Raw genomic sequence first — 15,606 nt, 5'->3', positions numbered from 1 at the left:
TGAACACCCGGGTAGCCGTTCTCCACGGGCCGCGTGGCTCGGGGAGGTGAGCGTCACAGCCAAGAATTCGGATCGGATCTAGAATGACGCGCATGTCCGAACACGTCTACATGGATCATGCCGCCACCACCGACATGCTGCCCGAGGCCCTCGAGGCGTTCACGGAACAGGTGCGCCGCGGTGGTAATCCTGCGTCCCTGCATTCGGGCGGGCGATCCGCTCGCATGGCGTTGGAGATCGGGCGTGAGCAGGTTGCCCTGGCGATGGGCGCGGAACCCGTGGAGCTCATTCTGACTTCCGGTGGGACCGAGGCGGACAACATGGGCATCCTGGGTCTTTACCGCACGCGCCGTGCCGCCGACCCGACGCGCACCGTGGTGGTGTTGAGCACCGTGGAACACCACGCCGTCACGGAAACGGCGCAATGGCTTGCGAAACACGAGGGCGCCCAGCTCGAGTGGCTGCCCGTGGACGAGACCGGTCGTGTGCTGCCCGGATCGTTGCGGGACATTCTGCAACGCAGTGCGGACCGGGTGGCGCTGGTGAGCGTCATGTGGGCCAACAACGAGGTGGGCACCGTGCAACCGATCGCCGAACTCGGTGAGATCTGCGCGTCCTTCGATGTACCGTTGCACGTGGACGCGGTCCAAGCCTTCGGGTCCATCCCCGTGAACGCCCATCTGAGCGGAATCAGCACGCTCGCGGTCTCGGCGCACAAACTCGGTGGCCCGGTGGGCGTGGGCGCCCTCTACGCCCCGCGCACCGTGAAACTCGAACCTTCCAGCTACGGCGGGGGACAGGAACGCGACGTGCGCTCGGGAACGGTCAACGCCGCCGGAGCGGCCGCGTTCGGCGCCGCGGTGGAAACAGTACTGACCAATCAACCCGCCGAGATCGTGCGGCTGGCCCGCTTGCGCGATCGGCTCGTCGAGGGGATCCGCCGGGAAGTTCCCGACGCCGTGCTGCGCGGTGTCGAGCCCGAGGCGCCCGAGCGCGAGGCCGAGCATCCCGTCCGGTTGCCGGGCAACGCCCACTTCACGTTCCCCGGGTGCGAGGGCGACTCCATCCTGTTCCTCCTCGACGCCGCGGGCGTGGCCACATCCACGGGTTCCGCGTGCAATGCGGGGGTTCCCCGACCCTCCCACGTGTTGTTGGCCATGGGGGTCGATGAGGACACGGCCCGCGGGGCCCAACGGTTCTCCCTGGGTCACGGGACCACGCCGGAAGACGTGGACGCGGTGATCGCGGCCATGGCAGACGTCTACTCCCGCGCCCGGGCGGCGGGACTGTCCGGCCATGTGCCCACCACCGGCTCGCGCTGAGCCCATTGGTGGTGACCGCAATGTGGCAGGAGCCCGGGCCGCTGCCGAGCACGGCGCGGGGGCTCGGGAATAGAAACGTGTCACCCACCGTTGATTAAACGATTTCTGCAAGCATTGATCATCAATTTACTGGAGGCAGTTCCGTGCGGGTTTTGGCAGCGATGAGTGGTGGAGTGGACTCCGCCGTGGCCGCAGCGCGCGCCGTGGACGCGGGGCACCAGGTCACCGGTGTGCACCTGGCCCTGTCCCGCACCCCGGGAACCCTGCGCACGGGCGCTCGCGGTTGCTGCACGATCGAGGATTCCCGGGACGCGTGGCGCGCCGCGGAGAAACTGGGCATCCCGTACTACGTGTGGGACTTCTCCGAACGTTTCCAGGCGGACGTCGTGGAGGACTTCATCTCCGAATACGCCGCCGGGCGCACCCCCAACCCGTGCATGCGCTGCAACGAGAAGATCAAGTTCGCAGCCCTCCTCGAGAAAGCGCTCGCACTGGGTTTCGACGCCGTGTGCACCGGTCACTACGCCAAGGTCGTGGCGGACGAACACGGTCACAAGGAACTTCACCGTGCGGCCGACTGGGCCAAGGACCAGTCCTACGTGCTGGGCGTGCTGACCGCCGAGCAACTGGATCATGCGATCTTCCCCCTGGCCGAGACGCCGTCCAAGGCAGAGGTTCGGGCGGAGGCCGAGGCGCGCGGGCTCACCGTGGCGAACAAGCCCGATTCCCACGACATCTGCTTCATTCCCGACGGCGACACCCGCGGCTGGCTCGAGGACCACATGGAACTCGCCCCCGGTCGCATCGTGGATTCCGAGGGCGGTGAACTCGGCGAACACCGCGGCGCACAGGCCTACACCGTGGGCCAGCGCAAGGGTCTGCGGATCGGCACTCCCGCCCCCGACGGCAAGCCCCGTTTCGTGCTCGAGATCCGGCCCAAGACCAATGAAGTGGTCGTGGGACCCGAGGCAATGTTGTCGATCGACGTCATGGAGGGCATCCGCCCCTCATGGGCCGGTCTCCCGCCGGTCGAGGTGCAGAACCTGTCCGAGGGCCAGGAAACCAGCGACACCTTTGACGTGCAGGTCCAGGTGCGAGCCCACGGCGATCCCGCGGACGCCGTGGCCTGGTTGACTCGCACCGACGGCGAGGAACGACTCAACGTCCGGTTGCGTCAGGCCCAGCGCGGTGTGGCTCCGGGACAGACCATGGTCGTGTACCAGGGCACCCGGGTGCTCGGGCAGGCAACCATTGACGCCGCGTACGCGGATCGTGCGGCCGCGGTGGCCGGTGCCCACTAAAGTGGCAGCATGACCAGTGCTTCTGATCACGCCAACCCGCCCGTCGCCGACCACTCGATCATGGACCCCCATGCCTCGTGCGTGAGTGATCAGGCGTCCCAGGACGCGCTGAGCGAGTTGCGGAGCATGCGCGGGACGATCGACAACATCGACGCCGCACTGGTGCACCTGCTGGCCGAACGCTTCAAGGCCACCCAGCGCGTGGGTGTCCTCAAGGCCAAGAACGACTTTCCGCCGGCGGACCCCGAACGGGAAAAGGCCCAGATCCAGCGGTTACGCGCGCTCGCCGAAGCCGCTCAGCTGGACCCAGAGTTCGCGGAGAAGTTCCTCACCTTCATCATCAGCGAGGTCATCCGCCACCACGAAGCGATCTCCGAAGACCACCAGCGCGCCGACGCATCGTGAGCGCCCCGGACACTTCTGCCACGGCCGGCGGCCCCGCTGCCGCGGCCGTGACCGCCACATTGACCTGTCCACTGCGCGGGTCGGACATGGTGGAAACCTTCACCGTGATTCGCGGTGAGCTGGGGGCACCGCACCTGTCCGTGCTGCCCGTCCTGGGTGAGCGCGGACCCCATGCGGAGCCCCTGGCCCGGACGGCGGCCATGTTGGACTCCCTGTACACGGACCGGCAGCCGCACGGTTGGCGCATCACGTCGGTACCGGGCAAGGACTCCCGAGCGGCCCACCACGTGCTGCACAGTGATCTCAACATCATGGCGGATGTGATCGGTCACGAATCCGACAGCGATCACGGTCCCGTGCTCATCTCGATCGTCGGTCCGGTCAGTCTGGCCGCCGGTGTGCACGTGCACAACGGCGAGAAATTGCAGTCCGATCACGGCGCGCGACGCGAGCTGCTTCAGTCCTGGTGTGCGGGTGTGGCCGCGTTCATCGGTGACATGGCACGTAACACGGAAGGCCGCGGCGTCGTCGTGCACGTGGACGAAAGCGAGCTGCAGCGTGTGCTGGAGGGTACGATCCCCACCGCGAGCGGCTACCGCACGCTGCGCGCAATTGGTTCGCACGAGGTGCGTCATGCACTGACCGATGCCGTAGCGGCGTGCCGTGGGGCCGGTGCGGTCGAGGTCGCGATCAGCACCGGCCGCGCCGAGGCTCGCTGGGCGCGTGACATCGGCGCCGACGCCGCCGTGGCCGTTCCGCCGTCGAGTTCGGTCCACGCGTGGGAGCCGTTGGCGGCCCTCGTGGAGACGGGACTGAAACTGTGGTTCCCCGTGGTGCCCGTGACCGGGCGAGCCACTATCGGGGAGATCGCGAACGTCGTCACGCGGCCGTGGCGTGAATTGGGGATGGCCCCGGAAGCGCTGTTGGGCTCGCGCGTACTGCCCGTCGCGGAGCTGGAAGGGCTGACTCCGCCGCACCTTCCGGGGGCGTTACGACGGTGCACGGATGTGGCGGGCGCGCTGACGGAAGCCGGCAACGACGGTTGAGTGGCACCTAGGCCGTAGACTGCTCCGCAGAGACGGTCAGCGGCCACCCAGCTCGGCCACGGTAGAAAGTTGAGGGCACACGCAGCACATGAAGGCACGTATTTTGGTAGTCGACGACGATGCCGCTTTGGCCGAGATGATCGGCATTGTGTTGTCCTCGGAGGGTTTTGAGCCCGTCTTCTGTTACGACGGCTCCGCAGCCGAAGAAACGTTCCGGTCCACCGACCCGGACCTGGTCCTGCTGGACCTCATGCTCCCCGGTATGGACGGCATCCAGGTGTGCCAGACCATCCGGCAGAGCTCGGACATTCCCATTGTGATGCTCACCGCCAAATCGGACACCGCGGATGTCGTCCGGGGCCTGGAGGCCGGCGCGGATGATTACGTCCCCAAGCCCTTCAAGCCCGCCGAGTTGGTGGCCCGCGTCAAGGCGCGGCTGCGTCCCATCGAACGCGGCGCCACCCAGGAGATCACGCTGGGTGACATCGTCATCGACGTGACCGGTCACTCCGTCACGCGCGAGGGCGAACAGATCTCCTTGACGCCGCTGGAATTCGACCTGTTGACCACTCTGGCCAAGTCACCCAACCAGGTGTTCAGCCGTGACGAGCTGTTGCGCGATGTGTGGGGTTACCCGCACGCCGCCGACAACCGCTTGGTCAACGTGCACGTGCAGCGGTTGCGTTCCAAGGTCGAGCGCGACCCCGAGAACCCTGAACTCGTGCTGACGGTACGCGGCATCGGCTACAAGGCCGGGGGCCATTCACATCGATGACGGCCGATAGCCGGGAGCAACGCTCCACGCGATTCAATCCCAGGTTGTTCCGACGGCTTCGCCTGGGACGTCGCATCCTGTCCCGGCGGTGGCACCAGTCCCTGCAGTTCCGCGCCATCCTGGTGGCCCTGACCCTGACTTTGCTCGCGTTTTTCGCCACGGGCAGTTTCATGTCACACCAGATCGCGGATCGGTTGTTCTCCGACCGACTCAACCAGGTGTTGGCGGAGGCCCGCACGGACATTTCCGATGTGCAGGCCAGTTTCGACGCCTCTGACGCTTCGGACCGCACCGAGGTGCAAGCACTGATCGACTCCACCATGGGCGCCATGAGCATGGATTCGGAGGAGGCCGGGCGGCACTGGATCCTGATTCCTTTTGACCGCGGAGCCGGGCAGTCCTTCGTGGGTGTGCAGACCCAGAGTCCCTGGATGACCTCCGCATCCGTTCCGCAGCAATTGCAACAGCGCGTGGCGGACGGGGACGGCACGTATTGGCAGCCGGCCTCGGTGCGCATGGAAGAGGGCGGCGCCGAACAGCCCGTCATCGTGATCGGTGACGTGGTTCAGCTGAACCAGAACGCTCGCTACGGGCTGTTCTTCGTTTACGACTTCGCGGCGCCCCAGGTCACCCTGAACTCCATCCACGCCGTATTGCTGCTGTCCATGCTGGCGTTGCTGCTGCTGGTGGGAACCATCGTCTGGTACGTGACCCGGGAAGTGGTGCGCCCGGTGTCCAGCACCGCGAAGGTCTCGGAGCAGCTCTCCGAGGGCGATCTGGACGTGCGCATGGAAGTGCGCGGCTCCAACGAGGTGGCCAGATTGAGCCGGTCCTTCAACCGCATGGCGGACAACTTGCAGGAACAGATCACCCAGCTCGAGCAGTTGTCCACCATGCAGCAGACCTTCGTCTCGGACGTGTCCCACGAGCTGCGCACCCCGTTGACCACCGTGAAGATGGCGGCGGAGGTGTTGTACAACGCCCGTGAGGAATTCGATCCCGTGAACCGCCGTTCCGCCGAGCTGCTGCACCACCAGGTGGACCGCTTCGACTCGATGCTCTCCGACCTCTTGGAAATCTCCCGGTTCGACGCCGGCGCGGCGCGACTGGACATCGCCTCCACTGACATCTTCTCGGTGATCTACGACGTGGTCGAGGCCGCGGGGCCGCTGGTGCTCAAGTGCGGCTCCACGCTCACAGTGCGATCCCAGCTGACCCGCTGCGTGGCGCAAATGGATCAGCGGCGCATTGATCGGATCATTCGAAACCTGGTCTCCAACGCGCTCGAGCACGGTGACGGCAAACCCGTGGAAATCTACGTGGCCGCCAACGAGAACGCGGTGGCCGTGGCCGTGCGTGACTATGGAATCGGCATGGAGGAAGAACAGACGGCCAAGGTCTTCAACCGGTTCTGGCGGGCGGATCCGGCACGCGCCCGAACCGTGGGTGGCACCGGTCTGGGGCTGTCCATTGCCCAGGAAGACACCCGGTTGCACCGCGGTCAACTGGATGTCTGGGCCCGCCCGGGGGAGGGTGCGTGCTTCCGTTTGACGCTGCCCCTGATCCGTACCCAGCCGTTGGATCCGGAACTACCCAATCCGTTGCCGATGCCACCGGCACCCGTGCTGGCCGATTCCACCGCACACGTGACCGACACCGGTTCCTTGGCTCTCACCACCCAACTGGACCCGTCCGCTGCTGCCACCGGATCGCACCCCGTGTTGTCCGTCGACCCACAGGCCACGGCCGCCATCGAAACATTCGACGGCGCGGACGGTTCCTTACCCGCCGGCGGATCCACCGCGGTCTCCGCCGATCAGGCAGGAACGGGGAAATCATGAGACGTGACGTGAGAGAACAACGACCGCGGCGGCGTCGGCAATGGGCCGTGGCCTGCGCCCTGGCCGCGGGGCTGGCCCTGACCAGCTGCGGTGCAATGCCGCGTTCCGGGCCGGTGCACAAGGTGGTCGAGCCCACGACCGAGGCCGAGGAACAGCCCACGCAGTACTCACCGGCCATGCCCCAGGTGGGCGCGAGCGCGCAGGAGATCGTGGAGGGATTCCTCGCCGCGGGGGTCGGCGCGCAGGATGACTACGCCGTGGCCCGGCAGTATCTGACACCCCAACTGGCCAACACCTGGAAACCGGATGCGCGTGTGCTGGTGCACACGGGCGAACCCAGTACGGTGCCCCGGCTCAACGACGGTGAGTACCGAACCAGTCTGGAAGTCAGCGCCGAACGCGCGGCCAACGGCGTGCTGGAACAACAGCCCGAGGGCACCACTCGAGTCCTGGATTTCACACTCACCTCCGTGGACGGGCAGTGGCGGATTTCCAACGCCCCGGACGGCGTGATCGTGCCCTTCGGAGACTTCGCCGAGATCTTCAAGGCCTACACGCTCTACTTCTTCGACGACGAGTTCGGGCGGCTGGTCCCCGATCCCCGGTGGTTCGCCGAACGCTCCACGGTTCCCACGGCCATGGTCCGTGAACTCCTTGCCGGCCCGGCAGCCCACCTGGACGGCGCGGTGACCTCCGCGATTCCCCCGGGTGCCGGCCTCGCACGGTCCGCGGTCCCCGTGTCCGACACGACGGCGTCGGTGGACCTGAATCTCGGGCAGTTCGACCCGGCGGACGTGGAGTTGGGCAAGCAGATCGAGCAGCAGCTCGAGGCCTCGTTGCAATCCGTTCCCAGCGTGGACGGCGTGGAACTGACCGTCAACGGTGCGCCCGTGGAGACCTCCGGTAGTGACATGGACGATCCGGTGCGTGAGGTCACCGTGCCCAACCGTCAGATCGGGGTGTCCCACAACGAATTGGCTTTCTACCAGGGCGGGCAGACCGAACTCATCCCGGACGTCCCGCTGCCACAGAACGCGCGCATCGTGCGGCCAGGAATGGACCATGCGATGGAGCATTTCGGGTGGGTCGACGACGCCAGCGGCACCGTGTACACCGCGGTGCAGGGGGAGTCGCCCGTGCAGCGATGGACGGGCCAGGACCTCACTCGGCCGAGCTTCGACATCCAAGGATGGGTGTGGGGTTCCGGTACGGACGGGGTGGTGCACGCGGCCCGCACGGACTCGGATGACGATTCGATCACCGTGGCTGCGTCATGGCTGGACGACCAAAGCATTGCGGGGCTCCGGATCTCACGTGAAGGTAATCGCGCGCTCATCGTCACCACGGATGAGCAGGGCGAAACCTCCAACGTGTGGGTCGCAGGCATCGTGCGGGACGATTCCGGCCGCCCCACGGAACTGAACCAAGGCAATCTGGTGGCGGCGGACGTGGACGTGGACACGGTGCAGTGGATCAGTGGCACCGAGTTCATCACCACGGCACTCGGGAAGAACGACAACTCACAGCCACACGAGTACAGCGTGTCCGGCACCAACGACGCTCTGCCGTCCCTCGTGGGAGTCACGTCCCTGGCCGGTGGCAACGGTCCGTCCGCGATTTACGGAGCGGCCGACGGGAACCTCTACATGCTCACCGGTAGTTCGTGGGCCCAGCAGAGCGACAGCGTGACGGACACGGCTTTCGCGGGCTGACCTGTCCGGCGACGGCGCTCGGCCGGGTTCGCAACGAATCCTGGTGCCCGGCGACGACGCTGGACGGGGTTCGTCCGGTCTGTGGCATGCCACGACGGCGCTGGGCCGGGTTGAGCTCCGCTCCCGGTCCGCTGCGCCGGCGTCCCGTAGGTCGTAGGGCCCGGGTGTGCGGGTCCGCGGCGAGCGCGCTCCACAATGGTCACCGGCCCTGGCACTTCGGCCCCGATGTCGGTTGGCTGGGGCCATGACCAAGATTCCCAGCCGCGCGCTGGACCGTGCCGGTGCGACCCTCTGGAACTGGGCCGCGGCGTCGTCGGAGGTCCTCCTGCCCGTGAGCTGCGCAGTGTGCGAAGCGCCGGGAGCCACACTGTGCCGAGGGTGCCGAATCATGTTGCGCCGTTCCACGGTGCGCCCCGCAGAAGTCCCCGCGCCGCGAGGGCTACTGGCCTCCAATGCGAGGGTGTGGGCCGCCGGTCCTTATGAACACGAGCTGGCTTCGTGCCTGCTGTCCTTCAAGAACGGCGGGCGGGCGGACCTTGCTCCCGTGTTGGGAACGGTGTTGACCGGGGTGCTGCTGCGGGCCGCGGAGGATCTGGCCGTGAGCCCCGCGGCCGTGTTGTGGGTGCCCGTTCCTACTTCTGCCCGAGCTCGGTGGAAACGCTGGTTCGACCCGGTACAGGAGATTTTGTCCCGCACCTCACTACCGCACGGCACCCGGGTCCACGCCGGCCTGGAACACCGTCACCGCTCGGCACTCGGGGCGAGTTCACAGAAAAGCCTGGATGTAGCCCATCGGGCGCGGGCCATCAAGGGAAGCATGCGCGCGGTGGGTGTTCGTGGCGCCATGTGTGTCGTGGTGGATGACGTCATGACTTCTGGTGCTACGGCCGCGGAGGCCGTTTCCGTCCTGCGGGACGCGGGCGCACACGTGCCCGGAATCGTGGTTCTCGCCACCGTGCGGGCCGGGTGTTCACCCGGGGCTGATTCCACCACGACCGGGTCACATGTCAGTGAATTTCCCCACAGTTTGAACTAACGTTGGGTTACGGGAACGGAACAAATGTATCCCGTGTGGGAGCAGCACTATCCCGCGTCATCCTCAAGATTTGGAGGGTCTCATGGAACTGAACGTCCAAGGACGAAACGTTGCGGTGCCGGAGCGATTCAAAGAATACGCGGAGAAGAAGAGCGAGCGTTTTGCGCAGCTCGGTGACAAGGTGCAGACCATCGAGGTCAAGGTCACCAAAGACAACGGAGTATCGGGACACCAAGGCATTCGCGTGGAGATCACGGTGATTGGCCGCGGTCCCGTCGTGCGTGCGGAGGCGCGCAGCGACGACAAGTTCGCCGCTTTCGACGAGGCCTACGCCAAGCTGATCGAACAGCTGCGCAGGGCCCGTGATCGTCGCAAAATTCACCGCGGGGGCCACCAACGCCCCATTGCGGTGCACGAAGCCACCGGTTCTCTGCCGGTACTTCCCAGTGAGGGACTCCCGGCCCCGGCCAACGAGGAAGAACTCTCCGCCGCCGAGGACGAGGCCTTCAGCGATGAATACGCGCTGAGTGACACCCCCACCCCGGTGGAAATCCGCCGCAAGCGTTTCCCCGCTGACGAGCTCAGCGTGGACGAGGCCGTGGACCAGATGGAACTGGTCGGACACGACTTCTTCCTGTTCGTGGACAAAGAAACCCAGGAACCCTCGGCGGTGTACCGCCGCAAGGGCTGGGAGTATGGCGTGATCAGCCTCAGCAAGGACGGCACGGCTGCGGAAGAGCAAACCCGCGCCTACCAGCCTCAGGCCAGCGTCTGAGAAGTTCAGTAACAGTTGACGGTTCAACCGTCGCCACCGGGCCCCGCGGCTTCCAACCAGCGCGGGGCCCGGTGGTGTTCCACACCATCCCGAGATCACCCAGCCGGACTCACGTACACTGATCGGCGGTGCACCACCGTCCACAACTGAGGAGCGAACACACGTGGCGTCATTCCTGGAAAAAGTCCTTCGGACCGGGGATAAGCAGGTCCTGAAGCGACTGAGGTCCTACACGGACGCCGTGAACAGCCTGGAAGAGAGCTTCAAAGCGCTCAGCGATGCCGAATTGCGCGCAGAAACTGACGCTTTCAAGGCGCGCATCGAAGACGGCGAATCCTTGGACCGACTGCTTCCGGAGGCCTTCGCCGCGGTGCGTGAGGCGGCGTCGCGAACCCTGGGGCAGCGACACTACGACGTCCAGCTCATGGGCGGCGCGGCACTGCACCTGGGCAACATTGCCGAAATGAAGACCGGTGAGGGCAAAACCCTCGTGGCCACCGCACCCGCCTACCTCAACGCTCTGAGCGGCAAGGGTGTACACGTGGTCACGGTCAACGACTACCTCGCCGAGTACCAGGCCAACCTCATGGGCCGCGTGTTCCGCTTCCTCGGTCTGGAGACCGGCGTGATTCTCTCCGGACAGGATCCGGCCACCCGTCGCGAGCAGTACGCCGCGGACATCACCTACGGCACCAATAACGAATTCGGCTTCGACTACCTGCGCGACAACATGGCTTGGAGTGCGGATGAACTGGTCCAACGCGGCCACCACTTCACCATCGTGGATGAGGTGGACTCCATCCTCATCGACGAGGCGCGTACCCCTCTCATCATTTCCGGTCCCGCCTCCGGCGAGGCCAACCGGTGGTACAAGGAATTCGCCAAAATGGTCACGAACCTCAAGGCGGACACCGACTATGAAGTCGACGAGAAGAAGCGCACCGTGGGTGTTCTCGAACCCGGTATTGAAAAGGTTGAGGACTACCTGGGTATCGACAACCTGTACGAGTCCCAGAACACCCCGCTGATCGGTTTCCTCAACAACGCGATCAAGGCCAAGGAGCTGTTCCACGCGAACAAGGACTACATCGTGGCCCAGGGCGAGGTGCGCATCGTCGATGAGCACACCGGTCGTGTGCTCGCCGGACGTCGCTACAACGAAGGCATCCACCAGGCTATCGAGGCCAAGGAGGGTGTCGAGATCAAGGCCGAGAACCAGACCATGGCCACGATCACCCTGCAGAACTACTTCCGCCTCTACGACAAGCTCTCCGGCATGACCGGTACGGCCCAGACTGAGGCCGCGGAGTTCATGAACACCTACGAGATCGGCGTGGTGCCGATCCCGCCCAATAAGGGCATGGCACGTATCGACCAGCGCGATCTGGTCTACAAGAACGAGGCCACCAAGTACGCCGCCGTGGTCCGCGACATCGAAGAGCGCCACGCCACGGGTCAGCCCGTGCTCGTCGGTACCGCCTCCGTGGAGAAGTCCGAGTACCTCTCCAAGCTGCTGGCCAAACGCGGTGTACGGCACGAGGTGCTCAACGCCAAGAACCACGCGCGTGAGGCCGCGATCGTCGCGCAGGCCGGTCGTAAGGGCTCCGTCACCGTGGCCACCAATATGGCCGGCCGCGGTACTGACATCATGCTCGGCGGTAACGCGGAGTTCGACGCCGTGGAAGCCATGGAACAAAAGGGCCTGGATCCGGAGCGAGACGCCGAGAAGTACGAGGCCGAATGGCCCTCCGTTCTCGAGCACTACGAGAAGTCCACCAAAGCCGAGCACGAAGAGGTCATCGAGCTGGGTGGCCTGTACGTCCTGGGTACCGAGCGCCACGAGTCCCGTCGTATCGACGATCAGCTCCGCGGCCGTTCGGGCCGCCAGGGCGACCCGGGTGAATCTCGCTTCTACCTCTCGCTCGCGGACGACCTCATGCGCCTGTTCAATCCGGCCGTCGCCCAGCGCCTCATGGCGGTCGCCCCCGACGACGTTCCGGTGACCGGCCGCATGATCACCTCCGGTATCGCCAACGCGCAGAACCAGGTGGAGGGCCGTAACGCCGAGCAGCGCAAGAATGTGCTCAAGTACGACGACGTGCTCAACCGCCAGCGCGAAGTGGTCTACCGTGACCGCCGTCGAATCCTCATGGGCGATGACATTGCCGAACAGATTCAGCAGTTCGTGGAAGAGGTCATCACCACCGCCATCGAAGACCGCACTCGCGTGGGTCATTCCGAGGACTGGGATCTGGACGGTCTGTGGGAGGCATTGCGTGAGCTGTACCCCATCACGTTGACCCAGCAGGAAATCATTGACGAGGCCGGCGGACGCCCGCGGTTGACCGCGGACTTCCTCACGGAACAGATCCTCTCGGACGCCAAGCTCGTCTACCAGGAACGCGAGGACGAACTCGGTTCCGAGGCCATGCGCAACCTGGAACGACGCGTACTCCTCTCGGTGATCGGCCGCCGCTGGCCGGAGCACCTCTACGAAATGGATTACCTCAAGGAGGGCATCGGCCTGCGTGCCATGGCCCAGCGTGACCCGCTGGTCGAGTACCAGCGCGAAGGCCACCAGATGTTCAAGGGCCTGATGGACACGATCCGCGAGGAAACTGTGGTCACCATGTATCACCTGGAAGTCCGGCGCCAGCGCACCGGTCAGGACGGTGGCGAGGTGGAGATGGCCCGTCCTCAGCGTCCGGCGTTCCTGCAGTACTCCGCGCCCAACGAGGACGGCGAGCCGATGGCCCGACTCGAGGCCAAGGACAATCACCAGACTCCGGTCGGTGAAGGTGCGCAAGCCGCCAAGACAGCCGAGGGCGCCGCTGCCGGCGAAGAGAACTCGGAGCCGACCGAGAACCGCGCCCGACGTCGCGCTCGCAAGGGCGGCAGCTCCAAGAAGGGCACGCGCAAGTAGCGTCCGTTCGCAGATCCGAACGAGGACGGGTGGCACACACAATGTGTGCCACCCGTCCTCGTTTCTCATCGGTTCACTGACTGTTGTCGTGTGAGGCTGTGGCTCACCCGACTTCGAGGTGCACCACGCGCCACTGTCGGTTGATTCGCTCGATTCTGAGCGCCACGGCTCTGACCCGAGCGGATTCCTCGATGACCACCGATGCCTCGTAGCACTCGGGCGCGGGGGAGCAGACCCTGACCCTGCGTACTCTCGGGGCCTTGTGGACCTCGAAGAGTGAGGCCCGGTCCCGGTACTGTTCCTGCACCAACCGGAGCATCGCTGCACGCTGTTCGAACCGTTCCACGACATCCTGGGTGGTCCACCGGGCCAGCTGCGTTGCGGGGCGTGTGCCGCCCAGGATTTCCACGGCGGCTTGGGCGAAGCTCCGGGACATGGCCGTGACACGTTCCAGGTCGTTCTTGTGGGTGAGGCCCGCACGGGACCTGTCGGCTCGCCAGGTGTATCCGCCCGAAGGAGGCTGGGGAGCTGAAACTGCTGTGGCAACACTCATGACGAGGCTCCTTCGGTGGGCAGTGGGATGGCGACTTTTTCAAGTAGCTGGGGTGGAACGTGCAGCTGGTCTCCGGGACGGATCAAGTCGCCGCCGTTCTGGAGGTCGTTGTGTTCCAGCCACGTGGCAGTCTGTGCAGCGATCTGTGCGGGAGTGGCCTGCGGGCCCAGGAATTCCGCCGTGATGTCCCACAGGGTGTCACCCCGGACAACGGTCAGGATCGAGTCGGTGACTCGGTGCTGCGCGGGAACGGCTCCGGACTCACTCTGAGATGCCGTGAGGTCGCGGGCGTCTGAGGCATCAGGGCCGGTGGAAGCGGCCGGGAGACCGGGGAGACCGGGGAGACCGGGGAGACCAGGGAGCCCAGGGGTTTGGGCAGGTGTCTGCGGTCCAGGATGAGCTGCGTTGGGTTGCGCAGGCTCGTCGCCCACCTCCGGAGCGGCACCGGGCGCCTGCGCGGACGGTTGGCCGGGAGGCGTGTCCGTGGAAGCCGCGGGATCCCGTTCCTCAACCTGATTGACTCCGGATTCGGAATCGGACCAGAAGGGGTTGACGGGTTCGGTCGCGTGCGCAGCGGACACGGTCACCAAATGAATCCCCACTACCGCTCCCACGGTGCGGGCCATGAGCCTAGGAGTGAGCCGAGTGGCGAAACGCTCCACGCGATGCCACTGAAATCTGCGCGCCCCGGCGGCGCACACGAGCATGAGCATGCCGCCGAACCACCACGCCGCCAACAACACTCCGGCCACGGCTGCCACGAGAGCAACGGCCAGATCCGCGTTCATGGCTGTCAGGTCCTGGCGGTACCGCTCCAGGAGGCTCCACCCCATGGCCATCAGCACGCCGGATAGGAGCGGGATGATCCAGATGGTAAGGGCGAACTCCACGCGAGGCGCGTCGCCTCCGCTCTCGGCACCTTGAGTTCGTTCCATCACTTTGGACCCCCAATGATGTTGTTTGATGTCGTTTAGTAATGTTTAGATCATTCAGGGCGGAAACATGTACGTCAAGCATGAATGATTGTGCATGCACATCCGGCGTCACATTTCGTGGTGGCCCAGCGTGATGTACTGGATCGATGCGGCCCCGCTACGAGAGGTGGCCGGACGGAATCACCAGGGGGAGACCGTGCGTTGGGATGAACTCTTCGCGGACATGGAAGCGCAGCTGGCTCAGGCGGAGCAGCGCAGCGTGGAACTCGAGGCCGCGGAAACGGCGAGGGCGGAGTTGTCGCGCCTCACTTTGGCGGAACGACTCTCTGCTCATCGGAACCGGATGGTGCGGCTTCTGCCGGCTCACGGGGACGTTCTGGAAGGCGAGCTCACCGACATCGGTGCAGGCTGGGCAGTCATCCGGGAACGGCATTTCCAACACCTGGTGCCTTTGCATTCCGTGGTGTGGTGGGAGGGGTTGCACCGTAAGTTCGAGATCATCAATGAGCGTGCGGTACTGCGGAAATTAGGAATGGGGCACGTGCTCCGTGCGTTGGCGGCGTCGAGAGCGCACGTGCGGGTTCTACTCCTGGATCCGTCCGCTCGGGGGGATCTGGAAGGCACCTTGGATGCGGTGGGGCACGATTTTTTCGATCTTGCCTTGCATCCCGACGACCAATTCCGACGGCGCGCGGCGGTCAAGGCAGTGCGCACCGTTCCCTTCGGGTCCGTGGCGCTGATTTCGTCGCCGGACACCGCCTGAATTAGCCGATGGACCCTTCGCGCACGGCCTGCTCCGTGCGCTCGTAGCCCTTCTGGATGTATTCCTCGAGCTTCTGCGTTTCCACGCGCCACTGGCCTCGCCCGCCCACCTGAATGGCGGGCAGTTCACCGGAGCGGACCATGGCGCGGGCCTGGGCCACCGAGATCGACAGGATTTCGGAAACATCCGACAGCGTGAGAAAACGTGGCTGTGCCATGG

General features: G+C 65.4%; 14 protein-coding genes. 11 read left to right on the top strand and 3 right to left on the bottom strand.

Annotation, left to right across the window (positions count from 1 at the left end; translation table 11 throughout):
• Positions 1 to 92 precede the first annotated feature (92 nt).
• The 10 genes from EWV37_RS03800 (at position 93) to secA (ending at position 13,136) form a co-directional block, all read left to right on the top strand.
• Positions 93 to 1,322: a cysteine desulfurase family protein gene (locus tag EWV37_RS03800; protein ID WP_193554297.1), complete on the top strand. Its 1,230-nt coding sequence runs from the start codon at positions 93 to 95 to the stop codon at positions 1,320 to 1,322.
• Between the two features lie 143 nt (positions 1,323 to 1,465).
• Positions 1,466 to 2,623 (top strand): tRNA 2-thiouridine(34) synthase MnmA, encoded by a 1,158-nt coding sequence (gene mnmA, locus EWV37_RS03795; RefSeq protein WP_129699923.1) that lies wholly within the window; start codon positions 1,466 to 1,468, stop codon positions 2,621 to 2,623.
• Between the two features lie 9 nt (positions 2,624 to 2,632).
• Positions 2,633 to 3,028 carry a chorismate mutase gene (locus tag EWV37_RS03790; RefSeq protein ID WP_129699921.1) on the top strand — a complete coding sequence of 132 codons (396 nt, stop codon included), beginning with the start codon at positions 2,633 to 2,635 and terminating at the stop codon, positions 3,026 to 3,028.
• The gene (locus EWV37_RS03785) at positions 3,025 to 4,074 is read left to right on the top strand and encodes a hypothetical protein (protein ID WP_129699920.1); all 1,050 of its coding nucleotides are present in this window, start codon (positions 3,025 to 3,027) and stop codon (positions 4,072 to 4,074) included. The genes EWV37_RS03790 and EWV37_RS03785 overlap by 4 nt, the downstream gene beginning before the upstream one ends.
• Positions 4,075 to 4,162: 88 nt before the next feature.
• On the top strand, positions 4,163 to 4,849 hold the full coding sequence (gene mtrA / locus EWV37_RS03780; RefSeq protein WP_095797414.1) for an MtrAB system response regulator MtrA: 687 nt from the start codon (positions 4,163 to 4,165) through the stop codon (positions 4,847 to 4,849).
• On the top strand, positions 4,846 to 6,690 hold the full coding sequence (gene mtrB, locus EWV37_RS03775) for an MtrAB system histidine kinase MtrB (protein ID WP_095797413.1): 1,845 nt from the start codon (positions 4,846 to 4,848) through the stop codon (positions 6,688 to 6,690). The genes mtrA and mtrB overlap by 4 nt, the downstream gene beginning before the upstream one ends.
• An 8-nt stretch (positions 6,691 to 6,698) precedes the next feature.
• On the top strand, positions 6,699 to 8,402 hold the full coding sequence (locus EWV37_RS03770; protein WP_238663046.1) for an LpqB family beta-propeller domain-containing protein: 1,704 nt from the start codon (positions 6,699 to 6,701) through the stop codon (positions 8,400 to 8,402).
• A 244-nt stretch (positions 8,403 to 8,646) separates the two neighbouring features.
• Complete coding sequence (locus EWV37_RS03765) at positions 8,647 to 9,438, top strand: ComF family protein (protein ID WP_095797412.1); 792 nt, start codon at positions 8,647 to 8,649, stop codon at positions 9,436 to 9,438.
• Positions 9,439 to 9,520: 82 nt separating this feature from the next.
• Positions 9,521 to 10,213 (top strand): ribosome hibernation-promoting factor, HPF/YfiA family, encoded by a 693-nt coding sequence (gene hpf, locus EWV37_RS03760; RefSeq protein ID WP_129699918.1) that lies wholly within the window; start codon positions 9,521 to 9,523, stop codon positions 10,211 to 10,213.
• 163 nt (positions 10,214 to 10,376) lie between these two features.
• Entirely contained in the window at positions 10,377 to 13,136 is a 2,760-nt protein-coding gene (secA, locus tag EWV37_RS03755) for a preprotein translocase subunit SecA (RefSeq protein WP_095797410.1), read from the top strand.
• 103 nt (positions 13,137 to 13,239) lie between these two features.
• Here secA and EWV37_RS03750 read toward each other — a convergent pair whose 3' ends face one another.
• On the bottom strand, positions 13,240 to 13,689 hold the full coding sequence (locus tag EWV37_RS03750; RefSeq protein WP_095797409.1) for an Rv3235 family protein: 450 nt from the start codon (positions 13,687 to 13,689) through the stop codon (positions 13,240 to 13,242).
• Positions 13,686 to 14,624: a LysM peptidoglycan-binding domain-containing protein gene (locus EWV37_RS03745; protein WP_129699916.1), complete on the bottom strand. Its 939-nt coding sequence runs from the start codon at positions 14,622 to 14,624 to the stop codon at positions 13,686 to 13,688. Before EWV37_RS03745 ends, EWV37_RS03750 begins: the two co-directional genes overlap by 4 nt.
• Before the next feature lie 94 nt (positions 14,625 to 14,718).
• Here EWV37_RS03745 and EWV37_RS03740 point away from each other — a divergent pair, with 94 nt between their 5' ends.
• On the top strand, positions 14,719 to 15,387 hold the full coding sequence (locus tag EWV37_RS03740) for a hypothetical protein (RefSeq protein WP_238663045.1): 669 nt from the start codon (positions 14,719 to 14,721) through the stop codon (positions 15,385 to 15,387).
• Position 15,388: 1 nt separating this feature from the next.
• Here the strand turns inward: EWV37_RS03740 and EWV37_RS03735 are convergent, their stop codons facing one another.
• A complete protein-coding gene (locus EWV37_RS03735; RefSeq protein WP_129699915.1) occupies positions 15,389 to 15,604 on the bottom strand; it encodes a helix-turn-helix domain-containing protein in 216 nt (71 codons plus the stop codon).
• Positions 15,605 to 15,606: the final 2 nt, after the last annotated feature.

This window comes from Kocuria carniphila (genome assembly GCF_004136555.1).
GTDB lineage: Bacteria > Actinomycetota > Actinomycetes > Actinomycetales > Micrococcaceae > Kocuria > Kocuria carniphila.
Note: the sequence above shows the minus strand (reverse complement) of the source record. Positions and strands in the feature narration are given on the sequence as shown.

What these genes read in the sequence shown, in the direction of transcription:
- EWV37_RS03800 (WP_193554297.1), top strand. Translation starts at nt 93, where the DNA reads ATGTCCGAACACGTCTACATGGATCATGCCGCCACCACCGACATGCTG.
- EWV37_RS03790 (WP_129699921.1), top strand. Translation starts at nt 2,633, where the DNA reads ATGACCAGTGCTTCTGATCACGCCAACCCGCCCGTCGCCGACCACTCG.
- mtrA (WP_095797414.1), top strand. Translation starts at nt 4,163, where the DNA reads ATGAAGGCACGTATTTTGGTAGTCGACGACGATGCCGCTTTGGCCGAG.
- mtrB (WP_095797413.1), top strand. Translation starts at nt 4,846, where the DNA reads ATGACGGCCGATAGCCGGGAGCAACGCTCCACGCGATTCAATCCCAGG.
- EWV37_RS03765 (WP_095797412.1), top strand. Translation starts at nt 8,647, where the DNA reads ATGACCAAGATTCCCAGCCGCGCGCTGGACCGTGCCGGTGCGACCCTC.
- hpf (WP_129699918.1), top strand. Translation starts at nt 9,521, where the DNA reads ATGGAACTGAACGTCCAAGGACGAAACGTTGCGGTGCCGGAGCGATTC.
- EWV37_RS03750 (WP_095797409.1), bottom strand. Translation starts at nt 13,689, where the DNA reads ATGAGTGTTGCCACAGCAGTTTCAGCTCCCCAGCCTCCTTCGGGCGGA.
- EWV37_RS03745 (WP_129699916.1), bottom strand. Translation starts at nt 14,624, where the DNA reads ATGGAACGAACTCAAGGTGCCGAGAGCGGAGGCGACGCGCCTCGCGTG.
- EWV37_RS03740 (WP_238663045.1), top strand. Translation starts at nt 14,719, where the DNA reads ATGCACATCCGGCGTCACATTTCGTGGTGGCCCAGCGTGATGTACTGG.
- EWV37_RS03735 (WP_129699915.1), bottom strand. Translation starts at nt 15,604, where the DNA reads ATGGCACAGCCACGTTTTCTCACGCTGTCGGATGTTTCCGAAATCCTG.